General features: G+C 67.8%; 23 protein-coding genes. 11 read left to right on the top strand and 12 right to left on the bottom strand.

Going from position 1 to position 24200, the window contains the following annotated elements; all coding sequences use genetic code 11:
* Positions 1–43: 43 nt before the first annotated feature.
* Positions 44–2209, top strand: coding sequence for a S9 family peptidase (locus tag ACTF4R_RS05800; RefSeq protein WP_440006965.1), 2166 nt, complete (start codon positions 44–46; stop codon positions 2207–2209).
* A 248-nt stretch (positions 2210–2457) separates the two neighbouring features.
* Here the strand turns inward: ACTF4R_RS05800 and ACTF4R_RS05795 are convergent, their stop codons facing one another.
* Positions 2458–2676, bottom strand: coding sequence for a DUF7569 family protein (locus ACTF4R_RS05795; RefSeq protein WP_440006964.1), 219 nt, complete (start codon positions 2674–2676; stop codon positions 2458–2460).
* Between the two features lie 180 nt (positions 2677–2856).
* Here ACTF4R_RS05795 and hemL point away from each other — a divergent pair, with 180 nt between their 5' ends.
* Positions 2857–4197, top strand: coding sequence for a glutamate-1-semialdehyde 2,1-aminomutase (gene hemL / locus ACTF4R_RS05790; protein WP_440006963.1), 1341 nt, complete (start codon positions 2857–2859; stop codon positions 4195–4197).
* A 67-nt stretch (positions 4198–4264) separates the two neighbouring features.
* On the opposite strand, the gene ACTF4R_RS05785 is transcribed toward hemL, so the two are convergent.
* Both ACTF4R_RS05785 and ACTF4R_RS05780 read right to left on the bottom strand, forming a co-directional pair.
* Complete coding sequence (locus ACTF4R_RS05785) at positions 4265–4594, bottom strand: DUF5783 family protein (protein WP_113274599.1); 330 nt, start codon at positions 4592–4594, stop codon at positions 4265–4267.
* 773 nt (positions 4595–5367) lie between these two features.
* Positions 5368–6780 (bottom strand): RecJ family nuclease, encoded by a 1413-nt coding sequence (locus ACTF4R_RS05780; protein ID WP_440006962.1) that lies wholly within the window; start codon positions 6778–6780, stop codon positions 5368–5370.
* Positions 6781–7116: 336 nt separating this feature from the next.
* On the opposite strand from ACTF4R_RS05780, the gene ACTF4R_RS05775 reads away from it, so the two are divergent.
* Complete coding sequence (locus ACTF4R_RS05775) at positions 7117–7386, top strand: DUF7553 family protein (RefSeq protein ID WP_440006961.1); 270 nt, start codon at positions 7117–7119, stop codon at positions 7384–7386.
* A 35-nt stretch (positions 7387–7421) separates the two neighbouring features.
* Here ACTF4R_RS05775 and ACTF4R_RS05770 read toward each other — a convergent pair whose 3' ends face one another.
* The 3 genes from ACTF4R_RS05770 to ACTF4R_RS05760 form a co-directional block, all read right to left on the bottom strand.
* Positions 7422–8054 carry a rubrerythrin family protein gene (locus ACTF4R_RS05770; RefSeq protein WP_440006960.1) on the bottom strand — a complete coding sequence of 211 codons (633 nt, stop codon included), beginning with the start codon at positions 8052–8054 and terminating at the stop codon, positions 7422–7424.
* 207 nt (positions 8055–8261) lie between these two features.
* The gene (locus tag ACTF4R_RS05765; protein WP_440006959.1) at positions 8262–8477 is read right to left on the bottom strand and encodes a DUF7511 domain-containing protein; all 216 of its coding nucleotides are present in this window, start codon (positions 8475–8477) and stop codon (positions 8262–8264) included.
* Between the two features lie 180 nt (positions 8478–8657).
* Complete coding sequence (locus tag ACTF4R_RS05760; RefSeq protein WP_440006958.1) at positions 8658–9524, bottom strand: sulfurtransferase; 867 nt, start codon at positions 9522–9524, stop codon at positions 8658–8660.
* Between the two features lie 253 nt (positions 9525–9777).
* On the opposite strand from ACTF4R_RS05760, the gene ACTF4R_RS05755 reads away from it, so the two are divergent.
* The 5 genes from ACTF4R_RS05755 (at position 9778) to ACTF4R_RS05735 (ending at position 15858) form a co-directional block, all read left to right on the top strand.
* Positions 9778–10614, top strand: coding sequence for a sulfurtransferase (locus ACTF4R_RS05755; RefSeq protein ID WP_440006957.1), 837 nt, complete (start codon positions 9778–9780; stop codon positions 10612–10614).
* 572 nt (positions 10615–11186) lie between these two features.
* Complete coding sequence (locus tag ACTF4R_RS05750; RefSeq protein WP_440006956.1) at positions 11187–11693, top strand: twin-arginine translocation signal domain-containing protein; 507 nt, start codon at positions 11187–11189, stop codon at positions 11691–11693.
* Between the two features lie 276 nt (positions 11694–11969).
* On the top strand, positions 11970–13088 hold the full coding sequence (locus ACTF4R_RS05745) for a thiamine ABC transporter substrate-binding protein (RefSeq protein ID WP_440006955.1): 1119 nt from the start codon (positions 11970–11972) through the stop codon (positions 13086–13088).
* Positions 13089–14801, top strand: coding sequence for an ABC transporter permease (locus tag ACTF4R_RS05740; protein WP_440006954.1), 1713 nt, complete (start codon positions 13089–13091; stop codon positions 14799–14801).
* Complete coding sequence (locus tag ACTF4R_RS05735) at positions 14794–15858, top strand: ABC transporter ATP-binding protein (RefSeq protein WP_440006953.1); 1065 nt, start codon at positions 14794–14796, stop codon at positions 15856–15858. Before ACTF4R_RS05740 ends, ACTF4R_RS05735 begins: the two co-directional genes overlap by 8 nt.
* A gap of 15 nt (positions 15859–15873) precedes the next feature.
* On the opposite strand, the gene ACTF4R_RS05730 is transcribed toward ACTF4R_RS05735, so the two are convergent.
* From ACTF4R_RS05730 to hisB, 5 genes are all read right to left on the bottom strand, one after another.
* The gene (locus ACTF4R_RS05730) at positions 15874–16644 is read right to left on the bottom strand and encodes a cupredoxin domain-containing protein (RefSeq protein ID WP_440006952.1); all 771 of its coding nucleotides are present in this window, start codon (positions 16642–16644) and stop codon (positions 15874–15876) included.
* A 425-nt stretch (positions 16645–17069) separates the two neighbouring features.
* Positions 17070–18254: an aspartate kinase gene (locus ACTF4R_RS05725; RefSeq protein ID WP_440006951.1), complete on the bottom strand. Its 1185-nt coding sequence runs from the start codon at positions 18252–18254 to the stop codon at positions 17070–17072.
* Between the two features lie 255 nt (positions 18255–18509).
* A complete protein-coding gene (locus ACTF4R_RS05720) occupies positions 18510–19013 on the bottom strand; it encodes a TrpY family transcription regulator (protein WP_113274586.1) in 504 nt (167 codons plus the stop codon).
* Positions 19014–19227: 214 nt separating this feature from the next.
* Positions 19228–20262, bottom strand: a complete 1035-nt coding sequence (locus ACTF4R_RS05715; protein WP_440006950.1) for an SDR family oxidoreductase — start codon at positions 20260–20262, stop codon at positions 19228–19230.
* Between the two features lie 350 nt (positions 20263–20612).
* Positions 20613–21200, bottom strand: a complete 588-nt coding sequence (gene hisB / locus ACTF4R_RS05710) for an imidazoleglycerol-phosphate dehydratase HisB (RefSeq protein ID WP_440006949.1) — start codon at positions 21198–21200, stop codon at positions 20613–20615.
* A gap of 166 nt (positions 21201–21366) precedes the next feature.
* Between hisB and ACTF4R_RS05705 the strand changes: the two genes are divergently transcribed.
* Positions 21367–21549: a hypothetical protein gene (locus ACTF4R_RS05705; RefSeq protein WP_440006948.1), complete on the top strand. Its 183-nt coding sequence runs from the start codon at positions 21367–21369 to the stop codon at positions 21547–21549.
* A gap of 6 nt (positions 21550–21555) precedes the next feature.
* On the opposite strand, the gene hisA is transcribed toward ACTF4R_RS05705, so the two are convergent.
* Positions 21556–22278 carry a 1-(5-phosphoribosyl)-5-[(5-phosphoribosylamino)methylideneamino]imidazole-4-carboxamide isomerase gene (gene hisA / locus ACTF4R_RS05700; RefSeq protein WP_440006947.1) on the bottom strand — a complete coding sequence of 241 codons (723 nt, stop codon included), beginning with the start codon at positions 22276–22278 and terminating at the stop codon, positions 21556–21558.
* 77 nt (positions 22279–22355) lie between these two features.
* Between hisA and ACTF4R_RS05695 the strand changes: the two genes are divergently transcribed.
* Entirely contained in the window at positions 22356–23540 is a 1185-nt protein-coding gene (locus ACTF4R_RS05695) for an inorganic phosphate transporter (protein ID WP_440006946.1), read from the top strand.
* 92 nt (positions 23541–23632) lie between these two features.
* Positions 23633–24022, top strand: a complete 390-nt coding sequence (gene fer / locus ACTF4R_RS05690) for a ferredoxin Fer (protein WP_440006945.1) — start codon at positions 23633–23635, stop codon at positions 24020–24022.
* Positions 24023–24200: the final 178 nt, after the last annotated feature.

Here is a 24200-nt window from a genome sequence, read left to right as displayed (position 1 = left end):
TCGAATCGAAACCCTCTTCGGAGTCGACTTCGACTGGCGGCGTATGGAGACGATTCGTGCGAACGATTATCACGACCTCGTCACGGCCAGCGACCCCCGACTCTCGCCCGACGGCGAGCGCGTAGCGTTCGTCCGCAAGACGCCCGACGACGACCAGGAGTACGAGGCGACGGTGTACGTCGTCCCGGTCGGCGGCGGCGACCCGACGCAGTACACCATCAGCGAGGGCGTCGACAGCACGCCGCGGTGGAGTCCGAGCGGCGACCGCATCGCGTTCGTGTCGACGCGCGGCGCGGACGACGACCGCCCGCAACTGTGGGTGCTCCCGACGGACGGCGGCGAGGCCCGGCAGGTGACCGACGTGGCGGGCGGCGTCTCGCAACTCGCGTGGTCGCCCGACGGTACCCGCATCGCGTTCGTCCAGCAGAGCACCGAGGAGGACCGTGCGGAGGGCCGCGACCTCGAACTCGACGACGAGGAGTACGAGCCCGAGGAGCCGGACCCGCGCGTCATCGACCGGAAGATCTACCGGGCGGGCGAGCGCTACTTCGACGGCAAGCGGAGCCACGTCTACGTCGTCGACCTGGGAGACGGGGGCGCGGCACGACCCGGCTCGGGTGGCGAGCGGCGAGCGAGCGTCGAGCGAATCACCGACGGCGACTACGACTTCCTGGGGCCGGAGTGGGGTGACGCGACGACGCTGTACTACGGCGCGCGGCGCGAGGGCGACCCCGACGACAACATCGTCGTCGACATCGTCGCTTACGACACGGACGCCGACGAATCCGAGCAGGTCGTCCGGACGACCGGATGGGGTGCGAGCATCGCCGCCACCGAGGACGGCCGCGTCGCGTACGCCTACACGCCCGAAGAGCAGGCGACGCTCCGCCAGACCGAGGTGAAGGTGCTCGACCGCAAGAGCGGGGAGACCGTGACGCTCACCGCGTCGCTGGACCGGACGCTCTCGATGGACGTTCCGCCGGCCTGGGGGCCCGACGGGGAGGAGGTCTACTTCGGGACGCCCGACGAGGGCGAGTACGTCGTCTGGCGCGCGCCCGGCGACGGGAGCGACGCGCCCGAGCGAGTGGTCGGCGACGGCCACGTCACCGGATTCTCCGTCGGCGAGGACGCGGTCGCCTACGTCAAATCCGAGTGGGACCACCGCGGGGACGTGTTCGTCTCGACGCGCGGCGGTGCCGAGACCCGGCGACTCACCCGCCTCAACAGCGACCTTCTCGACGACCGGGCTGTGTCGCAACCGGAGGAGATACGCTTCGAGTCCGAGGACGGCACGGAGATACAGGGGTGGGTGCTCACGCCGCCCGATTTCGAGGGCGCGGAACCACGTTCCGCGGAGACGTCGAGCGGTGAGCGAGGCGAGCCGCGTGACTCGAACGAACGGTACCCCCTCGTCGTCGAGATCCACGGCGGCCCGCACGCGATGTGGACCACCAGCGGGACGATGTGGCACGAGTTCCAGACGCTCGCGGCGCGGGGCTACGTCGTCTTCTGGTGTAACCCGCGCGGGTCGACGGGCTACGGCGAGGCGTTCACGGCCGCCATCGAGCGCGACTGGGGCGACGTGACGATGGCCGACGTGATGGCGGGCGTCGACCGCGTGGCGGCCCGCGACTACGTCGACGAGGACGACGTCTTCGTCACCGGCGGCAGCTTCGGCGGCTACATGACGGCGTGGATGGTCTCCCACACCGACCGGTTCGCCGGGGCGGTCGCCCAGCGCGGCGTCTACGAACTGAACAGCTTCTACGGGTCGACCGACGCGTTCAAACTCGTCGAGTGGGACTTCGACACGACGCCGTGGGAGGAGTCGGAGTTCCTCTGGGAGCACTCGCCGGTGGCGCACGCGGACCAAGTCGACACGCCGACGCTGGTCGTCCACAGCGACGACGACTTCCGCGTCCCGGTGAACAACGCCGAGATGCTGTACCTCTTCCTGAAGAAAAACGACGTGGAGACGCGACTCGTTCGCTACCCGCGCGAGGGACACGAACTCTCCCGGAGCGGCGAACCCGCTCACGTCGTCGACCGCGTCGAGCGCATCGTCCGCTGGTTCGACGGCTACTCCGACCACCACGACGCGCCGAAGGCCCTCGAACGCGGCGACGAGGGGCTCTCGGCGGCCGAGAGCGAGGAGAACGAGGAGAACGAAGAGAGCGAGACGAGCGGAGAGGACGAAGGCGGGGAGTAGCTCCCGACCGCTACCGAGCGTCACATCCCCACACGGGGGTCGGTTTCGCGCGGAAGTTGGATGCGCCAAAACCGCCCGAAGGCTATCGATTCTCTAGACGAAGCGAAGGGGTTCGGGAGCGGCCGGTCGGACCGCGGTCTCGTCTGTCGCACACGACCGCTAGGAGGGCTCTCGGCCGTGGCGACGGCAGATTCGTTCCGGACTCGACTGGAAAGGAAGGGAGAACCGCGGGTCGAGAACGCCGGGCGTCAGTCGACGATGATGTCGGTGTTCTCGTCCAGGTGCTCCGGGTCGTCCTCCGGCATCATCTTGCTCTCGTAGCGGTCGATCCAGTCGGCGAAACAGCCGGGACAGAGCCGCTGGCTGTCTATCTGGGAACGGTCGACCGTGAGACGGACGGTTCGGGCCAGCGCGTCCGAGAGGGGTTCGCCGCAGTCGTCGCACGGGTCGGTGTCGTCGTCGCTCATGCGGGGGAGATGTAGCGGGGGACACATAAAGTACGGGAGTCGTTCGCGTCCCGACGGGGTTGCCGGGTCCCGTTCCGGCGAGACGGTGGAACGACGGCCGAGGCGTCCGGCCGACCGCCCCCGGCGAGCGCCGGGTCCGTTCTCGGTACAAACAAGACGCCCCAGTACGAACCGCCGGACATGAACCACGAGCGCTCGCGCGACCTGTACGACCGTGCGCTGTCGTCGATTCCCGGCGGAGTGAACTCACCGGTGCGGGCCGTCCGGCCGTACCCCTTCTTCGTCGAGAGCGGCGACGGGGCACACGTCGTCGACGCGGACGGGAACCGCTTTCTCGACTACGTGATGGGCTACGGACCGCTGCTGCTCGGCCACGACCTGCCCGAGCAGGTGCAGTCGGCGGTCCAGTCCCGGCTCTCGGACGGACCGATGTACGGCGCGCCGACCGAGGTGGAGGTGGAACTCGCGGAGTTCGTCGCGCGCCACGTCCCGAGCGTCGAGATGACGCGGTTCGTCAACAGCGGGACCGAGGCGACCGTCTCCGCGATTCGACTCGCTCGCGGACACACGGGCCGGGACAAGATCGTCGTCATGCAGGGCGGTTACCACGGCGCGGGCGAGTCGACGCTCGTCCAGGGCGAGTCGGGCGTGCCCGCCGAACCGAGTTCGACCGGCGTTCCGGAGTCGTTCGCCGCCGAGACCATCACCGTGCCGTTCAACGACGCCGAGGCCGTCCGGGAGGTGTTCGAGGAGCGGGGCGACGAGATAGCCTGCGTCATCGCCGAACCCCTCCTCGGCAACTGCGCCAGCGTCCCGCCGGTCGAGGGGTACCTGGAGACGCTCCGCGAGGTGACCGACGAGCACGGCGCACTCCTGGTGTTCGACGAGGTGATGACGGGCTTCCGCATCGGCGGCCTCCAGTGCGCCCAGGGCAAGTTCGGCGTCACGCCGGACCTGACGACGTTCGCGAAGATAATCGGCGGGGGATTCCCGGTCGGGGCCGTCGGCGGCCCCGCCGAGATAATGGAGGGGTTCGCGCCGACCGGCGACGTGTTCCAGGCCGGAACCTACTCCGGGCATCCGCTCTCGCTCACCGCCGGGCTGGAGACCCTGCGGTTCGCGGCCGAGAACGACGTGTACGACCACGTCAACGACCTCGGCGAGAAGCTGCGGTCGGGACTGACCGACATCCTCGCGGACCAGGCACCCGAGTACACCGTCCTCGGCACGGACAGCATGTTCAAGGTCGTGTTCACGCGCGACGGTCCCCGCGACCTCGACGACCAGTGCGAGGCCGGCTGTCGCCAGCGCCCTGACTGCCCGCGATACGATTACTGCCCGAAGAACCGGGGCGACGTGGACGCCGCCGAGACGGAACGCTGGGAGCGGCTGTTCTGGCCCGCGATGCTGGAGGAGGGCGTGTTCCTCACCGCCAACCAGTACGAGTCGCAGTTCGTGAGCTACGCCCACACCGAGGAGGACGTCGAGGAGACGCTGGAAGCGTACAAGGAAGCGCTGTAGCTCGCGCTCTCAGGTCCCGTTCGCGGTAGTTTCCGACGCACCCCCAGCCACGCCGCCCGACCGGCGGTCACTCCCCGCCGGACTCGAACCCGAACGTCCGCGCCAGTTCGGACTCGATTCTCGCGACGTAGCGGTCGAGCACCTCCTCGACCTTCTCGTCGGGCGCGACGATGCCCTGGACGCGGTCGGTCGGGTTCTCGGGGAGGTCGACGCGGAACTCGCCGTCTCCCTCGTAGAACGGTTCGCTCTCGTTCAACACCTGCTGGTCGATGGCGTGGACGAGTTCGGAGTCGTAGCGCTCGTTCATCTCGTTGAAGGCGTCCTTGTACGCGCGCTGGAGTTCGTTGAAGTAGTGAACGTACTTGTCCTCGAACTTCTCCGGGTCGAAGTCGGCCATGTACGGAGAGTGACCCGGCGCGAGTAAAAATCGGGCGGTCGTCGCGTCGCTCGCCGTCCGGCCTCGCTTCGAGAGCCGCTGCGCTACTTCTGCGAGCGAAACCGCTGCAAAAGCCGCCCAGAGCCGCCGAGACGCCCCTCCGATGCGTCCCCCTCTCGTCGCACGGAAGGTAGTTTCGTATATCGATATTTGGTTTATCTATCGGGACGTGCGTTTCGGCTCCCCTGCTCGGAAACGACCGCCGAGGGGGACTTCCAGGCCGTCTTCGACGGTTCACCGCCGACAGTGACAGTGGCGAGCGCCGGACGAGTCGATTCGCGACCCAGGGAAGAGAGTACGGTCGACGACCGGGCCTTCGGACGACGCTCGCGATGGGCAGGTCCGGACCACTGCCGCCGGGTCGCGGGGTCACCGCTCCGGGTACCGAGCCAGGAGCCGGCAACGGTTCGGAGTTCGCCGGAAACGTCGTGGTCCGCTCCTCGAACTGGATTCTCCGAGTCGACCGCGAACACTCTCGCGTACCGCTGGACGCGGTGTCGACGTTCCCGACCGTCTCGCAGTGCCCGCTTTCCGGACCGACGCGAAGGCAGTTCGACGACGCCGCCCGCTCGACGACGGGTCGAGTCGCCGTTGCGGCGGTGCTCCGCGGCGAGTTCGCTTCGTTCGGCCGTTCGGAACAGCATCGGGGGCCGGCCGCCGATAAATCGTATGCCGCGATATAGAATTCCGTGGAATACGGGAACCCGTTCGTCTTCGGGGAATGCGAGAAGGGACTACGAGAGTTGCTCGCCGACGAGTTCGTCGACGCGCTCGACGAACGCCCGCTCTTCGCCCGCCGGCACCGTCGCCCCCGCGGCGACGTCGTGGCCGCCGCCGTCGCCGCCGACGGCGCGGGAGGCCTCCGTCATCACCGCCGAGAGGTCCAGTCCCCGCCGGGTCAGCGACGGCGTCCCGCGCGCGGACACTTTCACCTCCTCGTCGTTCTTCTCGGCGAACGCGACGATGGGCGTGTTGCGGTCGACGCCCTCGGCACCGACGGCCATCCCGGCCACGATGCCGACGATGGTCTCGCGGATGCGGTCCTCGGCGTGGAACCACTGGACGTTCTCCTCGCGGGTCACGCCCTCCGATTTGACCCACTGGAGGCCCTCCGAGAGATTCCGACGGTGGTTCGAGAGCAGCTTTCGCGCGCGGTCCAGGGCGTCGTTCCGGTCGCCGAGACAGACCGCCAGTCCCACGTCCGCGCGCTCGTAGCGCGCGGTGGCGTTCAGCAGCGTCGAGAACTCGCTTACGTCGCGCAGTTCCGTGCCGCGGGGTTCCTCGACGAGCGAGTACGTCGTGCCGACGAGGCCGTCTATCTTCCGGGCGGGGACGCCCTCGCGCATCGCGCGCTTGACGAGCGCACTGGCGACCGTGCGGCGCTCCTCGTCAGTCAGGTCCACCCAGCGCCGCCAGTCGCCGTCGGCTTTGAGATCCACGTCGAGACCGTCGAGGAACCGGAGTGCGCCGTTGCCGTCGTTGGAGATACCGGGGATGTACACGTCGCTCGCGTACTCCAGCAGTTTCGGCAGCGGGCGGGTCTGCTTGCCGTACAGGGTGAGGTCGCGGGTGGTCTCCAGCACGCCGACCTCGACGCCCTCCTCGACGAGGTTCGCGTTCGCGCCGACGAGTTCGCCGTCGCTCGTCTGCATGTCGCCGACGGCACCGACCACGGCCAGCGCGGCGAGGTCCCGGCTGTCGGTCCCGTCGGGTTCCAGCGCCCGCGCGAGGACGTAGCTCGCGCCGGCCCCGGATAGCTCTGACGAGCCGTCGACGCCGAACAGCAGGGGGTTCAGGTGGAACTCTGTCTCCGCGTCGGCGGGCTGGTGGTGGTCGGCGATGACGGGCGTGAAGTCGCCCGCCGCCTCGTGTTCGCTGATGACGTCGAGCTGTCCGCTCCCGAAGTCGGTGAACAGCACGGTGTCGTGATCCTTCGCGGCGATAGCCGCCACCTCCTCGGCGTCGAGCTGTTTGCTGAACACCGTCTCGAACGGAATCCCTGCGCGTTCGAGCGCCGACGCCGCGATGGCGGCGCTCGTCAGGCCGTCCGCGTCGATGTGGGACGCGAGCAACACTTCGTCGGCCTCGCGGAGCCTGTCCGCACAGGCGGTCGCGCGGTCGGCCATCTCCGGAACCGGACTACTCATCGCTCCTTCCTTGGCCCGTCCCGGAATTTAAACCTGCGCCTCGGCGCGGACGGCGGACGAACGGGACCGCGCCGAGCGCCGACAAAAAGGCTGGACATGCGAAGCGACACGCACACGTCGAGTAATCGAGTAGGAAGGGACGGATGCGGTTGCCGCCGCATTCCGGGGAGGATGTCGCTGCGGGTTGGTCCGCAGCGCTCAGACGCGCGGCGGCCGGGAGAGCAATGGCGCTCCCTCGGTCTTCCCCTCTCCCGTCGCCGTGCCCGAGTCAGGGTTCGAAGAGACCGTTCCGTTCTCGCCCGAAACGATTTCTTCCGCACGTGCGTAGCCGAGGGTATGCCACGTGACCAACTGACGCAAGCGGCCGAGGAAGTAAAACACGCTGCCGCGGAGGCCGACGGAGAGGCCGCCGAGCGGATGGACGACCTGGCCGAGACGCTGGAGAACCTGGCGAGCACCGACCAGGGGCCGGACCACGGCCGACTCGCGCGCATCACCCACTCGCTCTCCGAGTTGCGCGCGGGGGCGGACGGAGCGGCGGCAGAACGCGTCGACGCCGCCCAGGACCATGTGAAAGCGTACCGGGAGACCGTCGAGGGCGTCTGAACGCGCCGCGGGAGACGGTGGACGGTCGCTCGCCGTCAGCAGACGGGTTTCGGATTCACGCCCATCGACTCCAGCGACTCGGTGTACTCCTCGTAGGCGGCCTGAATCGCGCCGCCGGCGGCGTCGCGGGCACGCTCCCAGTCCTCGTCACTCTCACAGCGGTCCGCGAGAACGGCCAGCGCGCGCTCGCGCTGCTCGTCCAGGTCGCCCTTCAGGTCGCGGAACAGTTGCGCCGTCTGCGGGTCGGCCTGGCCGGTGAAGAAGCCGGTCATCTGCTCTTTCGACTTCTCGCTGGCGAGCGTCCGCCCGACGAAGCCGCCGAGGCGGGCGACGACGTCGCGTTCGTCGACGCCCTCGCGGAGGAACTCCTGCACGCCGGGCACCGAACCGGGGTCGTGGTCGTCGAGTTTCCCGGCGACCGTCTCGTAGTGCTGCCGTTCGGTGTCGGCGACGTCGGCGAACAGGTCCCCCGCGTCGCCGTCCAGTTCGTCCGCCCACGCCGCGAACGTCTCGTGGGCGGCGTGTTCGGCGTCGGCGGCGGCACGGTACACCGTCTCGGAGTCCATCTCGCCGCCGGTCGCCGCGTACAGCGACTTCGACGAACCGAGGCGCGAGAGGGCGGTCTCGTTGTCGTCGCGAACCGTCTCGACGAACTGCTCGGCGTCCATGCCCCGGGGTAGGGATGCCGGGTGCTTGTAATCACCGTTCCCGGCAGTCCGACTCCGAAAGCGGCCGAAGTCGCCGTTCGGGGCGATAGTCGCGGAACAGGGGAGTGCGGAGACGAAGGAACGCGACGAAAGCCACAGGCGAGCGATGCGGTCGAGGGGAGGTACGGAAAGCGCTGGCGTGGTGGCCGGGAGGAAGACGCCGGCGAGTTACCGCGCGTCCTCCAAGGAGAGACAGAGGTCGGCGTCGACCGAGATCCACTCGGCCATCCGCTCCATCCTCGTGGCCTCCGCCGGGTAGATGGTACATCGGTCCGGCATCTCGTCGTGCTGGACGACGATGGACTCCAGTTCGAAGGCTCGCTCGCGGACGGCCTCTCGGCGCGTTTCGGGGGGTTCGTCTATCGTATCGGGGCTGCCTGACATTGTGACCTCGTGACGGCGTCCGGGGACGCCTCGTTACGTAGATTCGGTCGGGACTAAATAATTCCTTCTAGTTCACCTCGGTAGAAATAAATAGACGAACGGTCGACCCCCGGCGGTCTCGAACTACTCGCTTCCGTCCGGTAGCGAGAGCGGTTTCGCGGTCTTCGACACGCTCGACGGTCACTGACCGTCGCCGGTCTCCACCGGCGCGTCGACGAGATTACCCCACTCGGTCCACGAGCCGTCGTAGTTGGTCACGTCCTCGTAGCCGAGCAGTTCCGACAGCGCGAACCACGCGATGGACGAGCGCTCGCCGATGCGGCAGTAGGCGACGACCTCCTGGTCGTCGGTGATGCCGGCGTCCTCGTACAGTTCCCGGAGTTCGTCGGCGGACTTGAACCGGCCGTCCTCGTTCACCGTCGCAGCCCACGAGACGTTCTCCGCACCGGGGACGTGGCCGCCGCGCTGGGCGGTCTCCTGGAGTCCCGGCGGCGCGAGCACCTCGCCGCTGAACTCCTCGGGCGAGCGAACGTCGACGAGGGGAACGCCGCGGTCGATGGCTTTCTCCACGTCGTCGCGGTAGGCGCGGATGCCCTCGAAGGGGCCGCGAGCGTCGTACCCCACCGTGGGGAACGCCGGTTCTTCGTCGGTGGTCGGGTAGTCGTTCTCGACCCAGTAGTCGCGACCGCCGTCGAGCAGACGCACGTCCTCGTGGCCGTAGTACTTGAACTGCCAGTAGGTGTAGGCGGCGAACCAGTTGGAGTTGTCGCCGTAGAGGACGACGGTGGAGTCGTCGCTGATACCGTGGCTCCCCAGCAGGTCCTCGAAGTCCTCCTTGTCCAGGATGTCCCGGCGGGTCTGGTCCTGGAGCTGGGTCTCCCAGTTGAAGCCGACGGCACCGGGCGCGTGGGCTTCGTCGTAGGCTTCCGTGTCCACGTCGACCTCGACGAGGCGGTACTCGGGGTCGTCGCTCCGGAACTGGTCGAGTCGCTCCTCGACCCAGTCCGCAGTGACGAGCACGTCCTTCGCGTAATCGCTATCGCTCATGCACGACGTGCTTCGAAGGCCACCGGTATAGCCCTATCAGACCCGGAAATTCGCGCCACGTATCGCGTTTTTCGGCAACACTGTCCGCCTCTCTGCGCGGCGACAGGAGCGCCACCGCGCCGTCGGTCCTCGCATCCGTCACCGCGGCCGCACTGCGGCGGAGATCCGGCGACTATCGCCGCTATCTCCGGCAAGCGGCGCGTTCGGGCGGGAACCCGGAACGCTAAGGCGGCCGGACGGCTACTCCGGGACGATGCACGACAGCGTCGTAGTGAGCGCCGACTGGCTCGCCGAGCGACTGGACGCGACCGGGACCGGGGCGGCGGACGATGCGGCGACGGGCGACGCCGGGACGGACGACGTGACGGTCGTCGACGTACGCGACGCCTGGGAGTACGACGGCATCGGCCACGTCCCCGGCGCGGTCAACGTCCCGTTCGAGACGTTCCGGTCGGGCGACGCCGACGACGCCGGGATGCTCCCCGGCGCGGAGCAGTGGGCAGACCTGCTTGGCGACATAGGGGTCACGCCCGACGACACGCTCGTCGCCTACGACGACACGCACGGCGTCTTCGCTGCGCGGTTCCTCGTCACCGCGGAGCTGTACGGTCACGACGACCTGCGGCTCCTCGACGGCGACTTCAGCGCCTGGACCCGGGAGCGCGCGACGACCACCGCGACGCCGACGCCGGAACCGACGACGTACGAGGTGGGCGAGCCGACCGACTCCCCGCTAGTCGACCGTGCGGCCGTCGAGGCGGCCATCGACGACGCGGACGCGGTACTGGTCGACACCCGCGACGCCGAGGAGTACGCTGCGGGCCACCTCCCGGGTGCGGTCAACCTGGACTGGCGGGAACTCGTCGACGACGAGACTCGCGGCCTGAAATCGCGCGACCGGCTTCGCGCCATCCTCGACGACCACGGCGTCACGCCCGACCGCCGTGTCGTCCTCTACTGCAACACCGCCCGGCGCATCAGCCACACGTACGTCGTCCTCTCCGCGCTGGGCTACGACGACCTGGCCTTCTACGAGGGGAGCCTCACCGAGTGGACTGCGGCCGACGGCGAACTGGAGACGGGACCGTAGTCCGACGGACGGAAAGTCGAAGGGACGCGGAACTCCCGCCGGGTAATCGCCAGTAGCGCGATGAACGGTCGAAGTCGAAGCGTTCAACGGCGAGTTGCGTCCCCTCCCACGAGGATTGAAGTCCCGAGAGTGAAATCGACCTGTTCTGTCGGATGGCAGTCGTATGACGGGGGAGATTCGGAAGCGATTCTCGGTCGCCGCCAGCTTCGTGGCGAGCACGGCAACGTAGGACACCGACGGGAACTGTCGCAGTACGCGTCCGGCGAGCGGTCGGAAAACCCGCGTTTCCCGACGACGGACGAGCGGAGGAGCCGTCGACGGGGGCCGACAGCCGCGTTTCGGGCCGCGATAGCCGCCGGGGGAACGGCACGTGCGGAGCATCGAACCGGAGTACGTCACCGTTTACTGACACTCCTCTGAAGATGGTGTGTCGAAGGCCTAATCCGACCGTGCCGACCCTCGAACCGAGGTATCGTGGATAAATCCCCGGTAGGCGAGCGCTAGGCGTCTGAACGGTTGAGTCTCTTTATGCCAAGTTCTGGCCTACAGGTGACTGCCCCGGAGGGGGTAGAATGGACGAGAACGAGATGGAAAACACAGACACGGAAGCGTACGAAGAGGAACACGAGGAAGACGTGGGCGACGAATCGCGGCGAAACTTCATGAAGAAGGGCGCGCTGGCGTCGGGAGCGGCCGCACTGGGGCTCGCCGGGTCGTCCGGGAGCGCGGCGGCACAGCAAGGTCAAACGCAGGTGCTGGTGTTCACCTACGACTACTACCCGAACGTGACCTTCCGGGTAACTCAGGGGCTCCAGGCGTCGACCACCGTCAACATCCTCCGCCGTCCGGGCGGCGGGACGGTGCCGGAGATCAGTCAGCCCGACGACTACAACGGCTACGTCATCAACTACCGCCTCGGCGGGGGTGGAGAGCAGTCGGCCGGCATCACGACGCTGCTGTTCACCCGGGAATCGTTACAGACGAACTCGCGCTACCGGCTGGCCGGCGACGCGCAGATCTTCAGTTCGGACCTGAACCTGCTCTCGACGACCGCTCGTCGAGTCGGCGGCGGCAGTTAGTAACGGACGCAACGACGGGTCGCGAGTCACGGCGTACGCTAACCGGCGAGGTGGGAGCGTTCCCGCCTCGTCGACGCCGAACCACGGCTCCGACGTCGGTGGCGACGGTGCGCTCGACGTTCTATCGCCTACCGCTCGCAACCGGTCCCGCGGACGTTCGGCCCGCGAACGACTCGGGTTTTTGCGCCGTAATCGCGGCTGGCCAGCCGTGCGACCGCATCTGCCGGCCCGACGACACCACGCCCGTTAAGTAACACCGACTGCAACCACCGGGTAATGAGACGGCGCACCTTCCTGAAAGCCGGCACCGCCGGGGTCGCAGGGCTGGCAGGTTGCATCGGCGGCGACTCCGGAGGTTCGGGCACCGACGGGACGACGACCGACGGAAAGACGGCGGACACGACCGCCCGAACGGAGCTGAGCGGGACGCTGAACGTCGCCACGTACAGCTCGTTCGTGGACGCGCCGAGCAGCTCGCCCGGTCCCTGGATAAAAAAGCAGTTCGAGAAGAAGTACCCGAAAGCGACGCTGAAGTGGCAGACGCCGGAGAACGAGGTGAGCTACTTCCTCCAGCGAAAGGCCCAGGGCGTCGACGTGAACGCGGACGCCTACGTCGGCCTCAACGTCGACCACCTCATCAGAATTGACGAGAAACTGGGGAACCGGAACCTCTTCGTCCCGGTCGCCGACGCGCTGTCGAACTACGGCCACGTCAAGGACGAACTCACCTTCGACCCGAAGAACCGCGCGATACCGTACGACACGGGGTACATCAGCCTCGTCTACAACGGACACGAGGTGGACGATCCGGGGACGTTCGGGAGGCTGGCGAAGCCGAAGTACGCGAACAAGCTCATCGCGCAGAACGCCCAGCAAGCCGCGACCGGCCGGGCGTTCCTGCTGTGGACCGTCCACCAGAAGGGCCCGGACGGATATCTCGACTACTGGAAGCGGCTGAAGCGAAACGGCGTCAAGATACTCGGCTCGTGGGACGCCGCCTACACCGCGTACTCGAACGGCGAACGGCCCATCGTCGTCTCCTACTCGACCGACCGGGTGTACGCCAACCGGCAGGAGGGCGTCGACATGAAGAAACACAAGGTCGGCTTCCTGAACGACGAGGGGTACGCCAACCCCGAGGGGATGGCGAAGTTCGCCGGCGCGAAGAACCCGAAGCTCGCCGACGCCTTCCTCGATTTCATGCTCACGAAGGAGGTGCAGGCGAAGATAGCGACGCTCAACGTCCAGTTCCCCGCGACCGACTGGGCGAAGCCCGGCGAGGAGTTCCGGAAGTACGCCAGGGAGCCGGAGAAACCCGTCACCTTCTCCTACGACGAACTGAAGGGCAACGTCGAGGAGTGGGTCGAGCAGTGGGCGCGCCAGGTCGCCAGGTAGATGGCGCTCCGGCGCTGGCTCGACCGGCACGCGCTCGCCCTGCTGGCCGCCGCGACCAGCGCCGTGCTCGCCGTCGTCTTCTACTACCCCGTCGCCATCGTCTTCGCGGAGTCGGGCGGCCTCTCGGCGTTCGCCGACGTGCTCTCCGACGAGTTCCTCGTCCGCGAGATACTCGGATTCACGGCGTACCAGGCCGCGCTGTCGACGCTCGCCAGCGTCGCGCTCGGCCTCCCCGGAGCCTACGTCCTCTCGCGCTACGAGTTCCCGGGCCGGCAGACGCTCCGTTCGCTGACCATCCTCCCGTTCGTGATGCCCTCCATCCTCGTCGTCATCGGATTCGTGGCGTTCTTCGGCGAGCAGGGCCTGCTGAACGACCTGCTCGGTCTCGTCGGTCTGAGCGTCGGCGAGCTACTGGGCGGGCTCCCCGTCGATTCGCTGCTGTACAACCTGCCCGCGATAATCGTCGCCCACGCATTCTACAACGCGCCCCTCGTCGCGCGGGTCACGAACGCGGCGTGGGAGAGCGTCGACGCCCGGGAGGTCGAGACGGCGCGCAGCCTCGGCGCGGGTCGGTTCCGCGCGTTCGTCGACGTGCTCGCGCCCCAGCTCCTCCCGGCGGTGCTCACGGGCGCGCTCCTGACGTTCATCTTCACGTTCATGTCGTTCCCCATCGTGCTGGAACTCGGCGGCATCGGCTACGCCACGGTCGAAGTGTGGATATACGGCCTCGTCCGCGACCTGGACTACTCGGCGGCGGCGACGCTCGCGGTGATGGAGACGGCGCTCTCGCTCGCGCTGACCTACGCCTACCTCCGGTACGAGGCCCGTCAGGCGTCGGCGTCGCGGGCCGCGCGACCGCCGGCCCGGAAGCGACTACTGCCCGACGACCCCTCGCCGCGAGCGGCGCTCGAACGCGTCGGCGTTGGAGCGTACGGCCTCGTCGTCGTGGTCGTCTTCGGCGGACCCATCGTCAGCACCGTCCTCGAAAGCGTCACGGGACCGAACGGGTTCACGCTCCGGTACTACGAGTTCCTCGTCCAGCGCCAGACCACCGGAGCCTCGTTCCAGACGAAACCGGGGGTGGCGGTGTGGAACTCGCTCGCCTTCGGCGTCGGCACCCTGCTCGCCGCGGTTCCGATGGGCGTCGTCGTCGCCGCGCTGGCGAACCGCGCCCGGTCGCGCTGGGGGCGAGCGGTCGAAGCGCTGGCGATGGCTCCGTTCGCGGTCAGCGGCGTGATGGTCGGTCTCGGCATGTTGCGGGGACTGGTCTTCGGCGTCCCGCTGCCGGTCGTCGGTCGGGTCCAGGTCGACGGCGCGCTCGCCATCGTCGCCGCGCACGCGGTCGCGGCCTACCCCTTCGTCGTCCGGAGCGTCGGGCCGATGCTGGGGAACGTCGACCGCCGGACCGTCGAGTCCGCGCGGGCGCTCGGCGCGACCCGGTTCCGGGCGCTGCTCGACGTGGAACTGCCGCTCGTCGCGGCCGGCGTCGTCGCCGGGGCGGCGTTCGCGTTCGCCATCAGCATCGGCGAGTTCGACTCGACAGTTATTCTTGCCACGGGGAGCAGTAGTTACACGATGCCGGTCGCCGTCGAACGCTACCTCGGCAACCGAACGCTCGGGCCGGCCACGGCGATGGGGTCGGTGCTGCTCGTCGTCACAGCGGCGAGTTTCGTCGTCGTCGACCGCCTCGGCGGGCGGTGGGAGTATGGTTGAGGTCCACCTGGAGAGCCTGCGCAAGGAGTACGACGGCGTGACCGCGCTGGAGGACGTGAGCCTCCACGTCGACGACGGCGAGTTCTTCACGCTCGTCGGGCCGTCGGGTTGCGGCAAGACGACGACTCTCCGGGCTATCGCGGGCTTCGAGACCCCCACGAGTGGCAGCGTCCGGTTCGGCGACCGCGAGATGACGGGCGTCCCGCCGAACGAGCGCGACGTCGGCATCGTCTTCCAGAACTACGCGCTCTTCCCGCACATGTCCGTCGCGGAGAACGTCGGCTACGGCCTGCGGTTCCGCGACCCGCCGGGCGCGCGGACCGACGAGGAGCGAATCGCGGAACTGCTCGATCTCGTCGACCTCGCCGGCTTCGGCGACCGCGATCCCGACGAACTCTCCGGCGGTCAGCGACAGCGGGTCGCGCTCGCCCGGGCGCTCGCGCCCGGCCCGGAACTGCTCCTGCTCGACGAGCCGATGAGCGCGCTCGACGCCCGCCTCCGGAAGCGCCTGCGGACGCAGGTCCGCCGCATCCAGTCCGACCTCGGAATCACGACCGTCTACGTCACCCACGACCAGGAGGAAGCGCTGGCGGTGAGCGACCGCGTCGCCGTCATGCACGACGGTCGGATCGAACAGACCGGTGCACCCGAGGCGGTGTACCGCAACCCCGACTCGCGCTTCGTCGCCGAGTTCCTCGGCGAGAACAACGTCTTCGATGCACGAGTACTTGCAGTCGAAACGAAGGGGTCGACGGTCGAGGTCGGCGACCGCGAGTTCGTCGTCCCCGACGCCGGGGGGACGGTCGGGGACCGGGTGACGTTCTGCGTCCGGCCCGAGACGCTACGACTCGACGGAGGCGAGAACCGGTTCGAAGCCCACGTCGAAACGGTCGAGTTCCTCGGCGAGGCGTTCCGCGTCCACCTCGACTGGGACGGGCGACCGGTGACGCTCCGGGCGGCCGACGAACCCGACGCCGACCGGGTTCGCGTCGGGTTCGACTCGTCCGACGCCCACGTCGTCGAGACGGCGTCGGACGGCCGCGAGCAGGTCCAGTAGCGCCGCACCGGCGCGCTACCGCGTCGTCTCCGTCGTGAACGTTCCGTTCGTTTCCGTCGTGAACGTCCCGGTCGTCTCCGTCGTCCCAGTTCCGAACGTCTCCGTCGTTCCCGTTCTGAACGTCTCCGTCGTTCCCGTTCTGAACGTCCCGGTCGTCTCCGTCGTCCCGGTTCCGAACGTCTCCGTCGTTCCGGTACCGAACGTCCCCGTCCCCCGAGTCCCGTTGACCGTCGTCTCCGTCGTTCCGGTTCCGTCGGGCCGCCGGGTGAGGAAGACGCGGCCGTTCATCTGCTGTTGATGGAATCGACAGCGGTACCGGTCTATCGCCTGGCGCGCCCGGAACGTGACCGAGCGCGTCTCGCCCCGTCGAGACGTCGGTTGCGTCTCCTCGAGTACGCGCCCGTTCTGGCCGAGTAGCTGGAACTGGTGTCTCGCCCCGTCGAGGTTTATCCAGGTAACCCGGTACTCCCTGCCGGGACGGAATCGCAACACCGGGTTCGGCGCGCCCTGGAGCGACGGCGGCGCGAGTCCGAGCCAGAACTCCGTCCGTCCGCCGAGGATGACGGTCCTGACACCCGGTCCGGACGTCTCGGTCGTCTCCGTCGTCTCCGTCGTTTCCGTGGTCTCCGTCGTCTCCGTCTCGTTCGCCTGCGTCTGATTGCCCTGCGTCTCGTTCGTCTGGTCCTGGGCACCGACGAGCGTGCCGAGACCCCCGACGACGCCAAGCGCTCCGGCCGCTTTCAGGAGGTTTCGCCGCGAGCTACTCGGTGAGTCTTTCTCTGTCATCGTTCTCCCCTCCCGCGACGCGACGACGAGAGAAAAATCGCCGTCACCGTTCGCGGTCACAATTCGGCGTTTCGACCCTCGACGGCATCGATGTGAGGGTTGTCGGTCGGACAACCGACACAACCCAGAACGTCGAAGCGGTCGTTCGGTGGCGTGGACCGAAGAAACGAGGAAAGGAGCGGTTACGACGCGTCGAGCGTGACGCGCCGTTCGGCAACCGCGCCGTCGACGTCGACCGTCAGGAGTGTCACCGTTTCGCTCGTACCGCAGTACGCTCTTACCTCGATAGTCCCCCGGTTCGTTCGAACTCGGCGTCGGTGTCCCACTCTCAAGCCACGGTTTCGCCGTCGGGGTCGCCGTTCGCCACGACCGGGACGACCGACGAGAACCGCCGCGAATCCGCCTCGAAAACGAAGAACCGTCGTCTACTGCTGGAACTGGTCCTGGATTATCTCCAGCGTCTGCTCGCGGTCGTCCCAGGCGACGAAGACCGCGACGCTGGTCGCGCTGGTGATGAGGTCGTGGATGTTGATGTGGGCGTCCGCGACCGGCGCGACGAGTTCGCTGATGATACCGGACTGGTTCGGTAGTTCGCCACCCGTCACGCGGATGACGGCCACGTCGTCGTCGACCGTGACGCTGGACAGCGACCCCTCCTCGATTACCTCCTGGTGGAGGATGTTCTCCGCGCGCTCGGCGACGTCCTCGTCGACGTAGAACGTGATGCTGTCCATTCCGCTGGCGACCGCGTCGACGTTGATGTCGGCCTCCGCGAGCGCCGACGACAGGTCCGAGAGAATGCCCGACTGGTTGCGGACGGCCCGCCCCGCCACGGTCAGACAAGCCAGCGGCGACTCCCGCATGTCGATGAGGTTCTGGAACTGGCCGGTGACGTTCGTGCCGCCGGTCAGCAGGTCTCCGTGCTGGTAGTGGACCACCCTGACGCCCATGTCGTCGTCCTTGTAGGAGAGCGCCGAGGGAGCGACCACCTCCGCGCCGCGGAACGAGAGGTTCCGGAGTTCGTCGACCGTTATCTTGCCGACGTTGCGCGCGCCCTCGACCACGTGCGGGTCGCCCGTCATGACGCCCTCGACGTCGGTGACGATGACCACCTCGTCTGCGTCGACGTACGAACCGAGCATCACCGCGGTCGTGTCGCTGCCCCCACGGCCGAGCGTCGTCACGTTCCCCTCCCCGTCCTCCGCGAGGAAGCCCGTAACGACCGGGACCGTCCCGTCGAGGTCGGACGCGAGTTCCCGGGTTCGTTCGCGGGTCTCCTCGGCGTCGACCTCGCCGCGCGAGTCGGTGACGATGGGCCAGTCGTCGCTACCTGGTTCGACGAACGTGGCGTCGACGCCGCGGGCCGCGAGCGCCGCCTTCAGCATCCGGACGCTGGTGCGCTCGCCCATGCTGACGATCTCGGCGCGGTCGGCCTCCTCGGCCTCGAACTCGATGTCGTCGAGCAGTTCGTCGGTCGTGTTCCCCATCGCGCTCGCGACCACGACCAGCTCGTGGCCCGCCGCGACAGCCTCGGCGACGGAGTCGGCGGCGCGGTTGATCCGGTCGCCGCTGCCGAGGCTCGTCCCCCCGAACTTGGCGACTACGCGCACCGCACCATCCCCCGCCGTTCGTACGTGTGTATCATGCTCGATGGTAGCAACGGCGGCCAGATAACTGCTTTCATGTCTGGAATTTCTGCCAATGTCGGCTGCTCTGGTACGTTGCCGTCCCGGCTCGTCATCGCAGTCCTCGCCCTCCGGCTGTTCGTCGCGGCGACCGTCTACAGTTCTGCTACCGCGGTCTCCGCTACGCGACCGTCGTCGGGAAACGAACCGGACGAGAAGGAATACGGGAGAGCGGCGTCCTCACTTCAGCTCTATCTTCCGGATGAACTGGAGGTTCTTCAGGTCGTTGAGCACGTCGCCGGGGATGTCGGCGTCCGTCACGATGTACAGGCGCGGCTCGTCGGTGAACTCGGGGTCCTCGCTGACCGTCTGGCGGATGGAGATGTCGTTGTCGGCCAGCAGCGTCGTCACCGTGGCGACGATGCCGGGTTCGTCGGCGTCGGCGACGTCGATGGTCAGTACCGTCAGATCGAGCACGGGCGCGAGGTCCATCAGGCTCGGGATGGAGGAGATGTTCTGGAAGATGCGCCGCAGTTCCTCGTCCTCGAGGATGGCGTCCGTCGTCGAGTCCACGACCCGGCGGTCGACGCCGATCTCGCGCGCTATCTGGGTGTTCGGAATCTCGATGCTCCCCGAGACGACCCGACCCTCGTCGCTGACCGAGAACCCGCGTTCGAGGAGCAGCCGGATGACCTGCTGCTGGGAGGGGCTCCCCTCGAACTTCTGCATGATGCGGTCGAACATGTCTGGGACAACGGAGGCTCCGTTTAAGGGGTTTCCCGTTCCAGGGACCCGGTTCGGTCGGCGAGACGGCGCGTCGCTTCGCCGAACCGCGCAGTAGCTACGGCGAACTCGTCCCAGGGCTCCCTTCCGTGCTCGCCGCGTCGCTCCGGCGCTCGTCCCTCGGCGTCGCCCCGTCCGGCGTCAGCGCGAGGCTTCGGTAGCCACCGTCCGGCGCTCAGTCGTCCCCGCCGTCTCTGCCGCGCATCGCCCTGTAGCGCGCGTACAGTATCAGAGCGACGACCCCGACGGCGGCGAGCGCCGTACCGGGCATCGTCCGGCGCTGCGAGAGCTTCGTGTAGAGACTGGTCTCGGAGACGTGACCCTCGTAGTCGCCGCGCTGTTCGAGGTCACCGACCGGATCGTCGAGGACGTTCTGCTCGTCCGAACGCGCCGGGCGGTCCTTCTTCTGTAACCGGAAGAACACCGTCTCCACGAGCGTGTCCATGAAACTCGGCGCGTAGTGGCCGAGCACGGACATGCTCTTGCCGCCCGCGCCGACGAACACCTCGCGGTCGGGGTGTTCCGCGGCGTGCAGTATCGAGCGCGCTACCGTCTCCGGAGCGTAGATGGGCGGCGGAAGCGTCGCTTCCTCGTCCATGTAGTTTTTCGCGTGCCGAGGATAGGGTGTGTCGATGGCGCTGGGTTTGATGAGCGTCACGGACACCGGCGCGTCCTCTTCTTCCAGTTCCATGCGCAACGCGTCGGTGAAGCCCTTGACGGCGTGCTTGGAAGCCGAGTAGCTGCCCTGCAGGGCCAGCGCCTGGTCGGAGACGACGCTACCGATGTTCACGATTGCACCGCCGCGCTCTTTCAGGTGGTCGGCGGCTTCGAGCGAGCCGTACAGCAGGCCCCAGACGTTGGTGTCGAACTGTCGTCGCATGTCCTCGACGGGCGTGTCTTCCAGTTTGCCGTAGAGGAACGCGCCCGCGACGTTGACCCAGGTGTCGAAACCGCCGTACGTCTCCTCTGCGACCCGCGCTATCTCGCGGACGTCGTCCCGGTCGCTAACGTCGGCGACGACGTACACCGCGTCGCCGCCGGCCTGCGTTATCTCCTCGGTCAACTCCCGTAGCGCGTCCTCGCTCCGGGCGGCGAGCACCAGCCGTGCCCCGCGGTCCGCGGCCATCCGCGCTGTCGTCAGACCGATGCCGGACGACGCGCCGGTGACGACGAGCACCTGGTCCTCGAGATTCTTCAGTTCCGAGGTCACGGCTCGCCCTCCCTGACCTCGGTGGGCGAACGAGGCTCGCACGGCGGGCTCGCGCGGTGCTGTGCGACGGGTGCAGTGGTCGAGGGGGTGTTCGAGCGGTTCACTGCACAGTTCGACGGTCACGACGTCCTTATTACCGACGGCTGTACTTGCAGGGACCCGCGTTCGGGCGGTTCGGCGGTCGCGACGTCCACGTACGAGTCCGCGCGTCAGCCCGAGGCTCGTCCGGTACCAGCGCCGGCGGTCGGCACGCCGCGCCCGGCGGTCCGCACGCTCGCCGTCCCGACCGTCGCCGCCGGTCGAACTGCCGTCAGCGACGAGGTTCCGGAGGAGACAGTGCCGGAATCGGTTCAGAGGCTCTCTTTCGTGCTCGCCACGTCGCTCCGGCGCTCGTCTATCTGCGTCGCGTCGTCCAACGCGCGCGCACTGGCCTTGAACAGCGCCTCTATCTCGTGGTGGGCGTTCTCGCCCGACACGGCGGCGTGCATGGTCAGTCCGGCGTTCATCGCCAGCGAGCGGAAGAAGTGGCCGGCCATGTGGCTCGTCAGTTCGCCGACCTGCTCCTGGGAGAAGTCGCCGTCGAACTCGAAGAGGGGGCGGCCGCTCACGTCCACGACGATTTCCGCAACGGCCTCGTCCAGCGGGACCGTCCGGTCGGCGAAGCGCTCGATGGCCCGGCGGTCGCCGAGCGCCTCGTCGAACGCCTCGCCGAGCGTGATGGCCACGTCCTCGACGGTGTGGTGGTCGTCGACGTGGAGGTCGCCGTCCGCGCGCACGGTCAGGTCGAACAGCCCGTGGCGCGCGAAACTGTCGAGCATGTGGTCGAAGAAGCCGACGCCCGTCTCGACGGTCGAGTCGCCGTCGCCGTCGACGTCCAGGGTCACCTCTATCTCCGTCTCCGCCGTCTCTCGGGTGACGGCGGCGGTGCGGTCGCTCATACCCGGTGGGAGGTCCCACAGCGACAAGGCAGTTCCGTTCGACGGTCGCTCGTCGAGGATTCGAACGTTCCGGTCGTCCGCTCGACCTGTCCTTCTGCGGCTGTTTTCTACCTTCTGACACGCGTCTGACGTAGATATATCTTGTTCGCGCTCGTACGCTCACGATATGAAACGAGACGTACTCGCTGGGCTCATGGTCCTCATGGGCGCCCTCCTCGGCGGGACGGTTCCCGGACTCCTGCTGGGTGCGCCGATGGCCGTCGCCGGCGCGTTCCTGCTGGTCGAACCGCGCGTCGAGTTCATGCAGGTTCCCGACACGGTCCGGAACCTCGACCGCCTGGCGCGCTGACCGGAGTCAGTCGAGCGCCGCCCGAGCTTCCTCCAGCGTGAACGCGCCCTCGTACAGGGCGCTCCCGACGACGACCGCGGCTGCGCCCGCGTCCCGGAGCGCGCGAACGTCCGCGACGGTGGCGACGCCGCCGCTGGCGACGACGGGAACGTCGACCGCCTCGACCACGCGACGCACCTGTTCGGTCTGGACGCCCTCCATCCGTCCCTCGACGTCCACGTCGGTGAACAGTATCGCCCCGGCGCCGAGGTCCTCGTAGCGCGCCGCCGCTTCCGCCGGGTCGAGGCCGGTCCTCTCGGTCCACCCCGACACGACCACTTCGCCGTCTTTCGCGTCGAGGCTCACCATCACGGAACCCGGATACTCGGCGCTGATGGCTTCGACGATGTCGGGGTTCTCGACCGCGGCGGTGCCGAGGATGACCCGGTCGACGCCCCGGGAGAGCAGGTCGGCGGCGTCGTCGACCGTGCGGATGCCGCCGCCGAGCTGGACGTCCACGTCGACGGCGTCGAGGATTGCTTCGACTGCAGGTGCGTTCGCCCGCTCGCCGTCGAACGCCCCGTCCAGGTCGACGAGGTGGAGCGTCTCGGCTCCCTGGTCGACCCAGCGGCCGGCCGCCTCGACCGGGTCGCCGTAGCGCTTCTCGGTGCCTCGCTCTCCCTGTACCAACTGGACGACGTCGCCGTCCTGAACGTCCACCGCGGGGACGACCTCGAACTCGGGGAACATACGTTCCCTTCGCCCGCGGCGGGTCTAAAGGCACCGAGTCGACACCGTTTAAGACGGTGGGTCGAATTAAATTAGGCATGGTCGATGTCCTTCTACTCGTCGGTCTCGCAGTCGCCGTCTTCGTTGGTTTCAACATCGGCGGGTCCTCCACCGGCGTAGCGTTCGGCCCGGCGGTCGGCAGCCACACCGTCTCGAAGCTCGGTGCTGCGACCCTGATGTCGGCGTTCTTCCTCGTCGGCGGCTGGACCGTCGGCCGCAACGTCATCGCGACGATGGGCGGGAAAATCGTCCCCAGTGAGGAGTTCACGCTCGTGGCCAGCGTCGGCGTCCTCTTCTTCGTCGGACTGGCGCTGCTCATCTCGAACCTCTTCGGCGTCCCCGCCTCCACGTCGATGACGGCGGTCGGAGCCATCGCCGGTCTCGGCGTGGCGACGGGGACGCTCAGGGAGAGCGTCATGTTCCAGATCGTCTCGGCGTGGCTGCTCGCGCCCGTCATCGCGTTCTGGATCTGTGCCGTCATCGGCCGCTACCTCTACCCGTATCTCGACGCCTGGTTCAGGCTCGAACAGTCCGAAGGCCCCCTCATCGAGTTCTCCCGCGTCGGGTCGTTGCCGTACCCGACCGTCTCCGCGACCGCGACGCCCAAGCAACTGGTCGTCAACGGCCTCGTGGTCGGCATCGGCTGTTACATGGCCTTCTCCGCCGGCGCGTCGAACGTGGCCAACGCCGTCGCGCCGCTGGTCGGGGCCGGCGCAATCGGGGAGAGTTCCGGCGTCCTCCTGGCGGCGGGCGCGACCGCAATCGGGGCGTTCACCATCGCGCGGCGGACGCTCGACACGGTGGGCAACGACCTGACCGACCTACCACTGCTCGCGGCGCTCATCGTCGAGGTGGTCAGCGCCAGCATCATCACGTTTCTCTCCGAACTCGGCATCCCGGCCAGTCTCGCGGTGAGCGCGACGATGTGCATCGTCGGTCTCGGCTGGGGCCGGGCGACGCGGACGGTGCGGATTTCGGACGCGGCCGCCGCGGCGGTCAAGGGCCCCGACGAGTCGGAGGAGCGCTCGGAGATGTCGGTCGGCGCTATCGCCGCCGAACCCGAGAACGAGGTGGCCCGGATCGGCGAGGAAGACCCCGACGTACTCTCCGCGAGCGACCTGTTCAACCCCTCGACGACGGCGCGGGTCGTCGGCCTCTGGATAATCACGCCGAGCATCTCCGCGCTGGCGTCGTTCCTGCTGTTCGAGTACGTCCCGCTGTAGCGCGGGCCCCGTTTCGTCCGTCGTTCCCGATTTATAGACGGGGTCGGGATAAACAATAACTACTAACCGTACGCCGGGCGAACAGCGAGGTGATGCCCACCGTTGAATACCTCAACTACGAAGTGCTGGACGACCAGGGATGGGACATGGACGACGACGACCTCTTCGAGAAGGCGGAGGACGCCGGCCTCGGCGACGAGGACTACGGCACCCTCGAGGTGAACGAGGGAGAGTACATCCTCGAAGCGGCCGAGGCGCAGGGCTACGACTGGCCCTTCTCGTGCCGCGCCGGTGCCTGTGCGAACTGCGCGGCCATCCTCAAGAAGGGCGAGATCGACATGGACATGCAGCAGATCCTCAGCGACGAGGAGGTCGAGGAGAAGCAGGTCCGCCTGACCTGCATCGGTAGCGCGGCCGAGGACGAGGTCCAGATCGTCTACAACGCCAAGCACCTCGACTACCTGCAGAACCGCGTCATCTAATTAACGCTGTTTAACAGGCGTTTGACGAGACGCCAATCTCCGGCACCGCGCCGGAAACCTCATCCTCCATTATTGGGGTTTTGACGCCATCTACTTAGTGATTCGTACCGAGAAAGAACTGCGATTCAGATTCCTTCCAGTTACGGAATCTTATTATTAGTATATACAATCGTCGGCG

The sequence above is a fragment of the Halomicrococcus pelagicus genome (assembly GCF_051917725.1).
Classification (GTDB): Archaea; Halobacteriota; Halobacteria; order Halobacteriales; family Haladaptataceae; genus Halomicrococcus.
The sequence above is the reverse complement of the archived record's forward strand: the minus strand, read 5'-3'. Positions and strand labels throughout refer to the sequence as shown.

What these genes read in the sequence shown, in the direction of transcription:
- ACTF4R_RS05770 (WP_440006960.1), bottom strand. Translation starts at nt 8,054, where the DNA reads ATGGACGCCGAGCAGTTCGTCGAGACGGTTCGCGACGACAACGAGACC.
- ACTF4R_RS05705 (WP_440006948.1), top strand. Translation starts at nt 21,367, where the DNA reads ATGAAACGAGACGTACTCGCTGGGCTCATGGTCCTCATGGGCGCCCTC.
- ACTF4R_RS05730 (WP_440006952.1), bottom strand. Translation starts at nt 16,644, where the DNA reads ATGACAGAGAAAGACTCACCGAGTAGCTCGCGGCGAAACCTCCTGAAA.
- ACTF4R_RS05800 (WP_440006965.1), top strand. Translation starts at nt 44, where the DNA reads ATGGAGACGATTCGTGCGAACGATTATCACGACCTCGTCACGGCCAGC.
- hemL (WP_440006963.1), top strand. Translation starts at nt 2,857, where the DNA reads ATGAACCACGAGCGCTCGCGCGACCTGTACGACCGTGCGCTGTCGTCG.
- hisB (WP_440006949.1), bottom strand. Translation starts at nt 21,200, where the DNA reads ATGAGCGACCGCACCGCCGCCGTCACCCGAGAGACGGCGGAGACGGAG.
- ACTF4R_RS05780 (WP_440006962.1), bottom strand. Translation starts at nt 6,780, where the DNA reads ATGAGTAGTCCGGTTCCGGAGATGGCCGACCGCGCGACCGCCTGTGCG.
- ACTF4R_RS05695 (WP_440006946.1), top strand. Translation starts at nt 22,356, where the DNA reads ATGGTCGATGTCCTTCTACTCGTCGGTCTCGCAGTCGCCGTCTTCGTT.
- ACTF4R_RS05750 (WP_440006956.1), top strand. Translation starts at nt 11,187, where the DNA reads ATGGACGAGAACGAGATGGAAAACACAGACACGGAAGCGTACGAAGAG.
- ACTF4R_RS05795 (WP_440006964.1), bottom strand. Translation starts at nt 2,676, where the DNA reads ATGAGCGACGACGACACCGACCCGTGCGACGACTGCGGCGAACCCCTC.
- ACTF4R_RS05745 (WP_440006955.1), top strand. Translation starts at nt 11,970, where the DNA reads ATGAGACGGCGCACCTTCCTGAAAGCCGGCACCGCCGGGGTCGCAGGG.
- ACTF4R_RS05720 (WP_113274586.1), bottom strand. Translation starts at nt 19,013, where the DNA reads ATGTTCGACCGCATCATGCAGAAGTTCGAGGGGAGCCCCTCCCAGCAG.
- ACTF4R_RS05765 (WP_440006959.1), bottom strand. Translation starts at nt 8,477, where the DNA reads ATGTCAGGCAGCCCCGATACGATAGACGAACCCCCCGAAACGCGCCGA.
- ACTF4R_RS05755 (WP_440006957.1), top strand. Translation starts at nt 9,778, where the DNA reads ATGCACGACAGCGTCGTAGTGAGCGCCGACTGGCTCGCCGAGCGACTG.
- ACTF4R_RS05785 (WP_113274599.1), bottom strand. Translation starts at nt 4,594, where the DNA reads ATGGCCGACTTCGACCCGGAGAAGTTCGAGGACAAGTACGTTCACTAC.
- fer (WP_440006945.1), top strand. Translation starts at nt 23,633, where the DNA reads ATGCCCACCGTTGAATACCTCAACTACGAAGTGCTGGACGACCAGGGA.
- ACTF4R_RS05775 (WP_440006961.1), top strand. Translation starts at nt 7,117, where the DNA reads ATGCCACGTGACCAACTGACGCAAGCGGCCGAGGAAGTAAAACACGCT.
- ACTF4R_RS05735 (WP_440006953.1), top strand. Translation starts at nt 14,794, where the DNA reads ATGGTTGAGGTCCACCTGGAGAGCCTGCGCAAGGAGTACGACGGCGTG.
- ACTF4R_RS05740 (WP_440006954.1), top strand. Translation starts at nt 13,089, where the DNA reads ATGGCGCTCCGGCGCTGGCTCGACCGGCACGCGCTCGCCCTGCTGGCC.
- ACTF4R_RS05760 (WP_440006958.1), bottom strand. Translation starts at nt 9,524, where the DNA reads ATGAGCGATAGCGATTACGCGAAGGACGTGCTCGTCACTGCGGACTGG.
- hisA (WP_440006947.1), bottom strand. Translation starts at nt 22,278, where the DNA reads ATGTTCCCCGAGTTCGAGGTCGTCCCCGCGGTGGACGTTCAGGACGGC.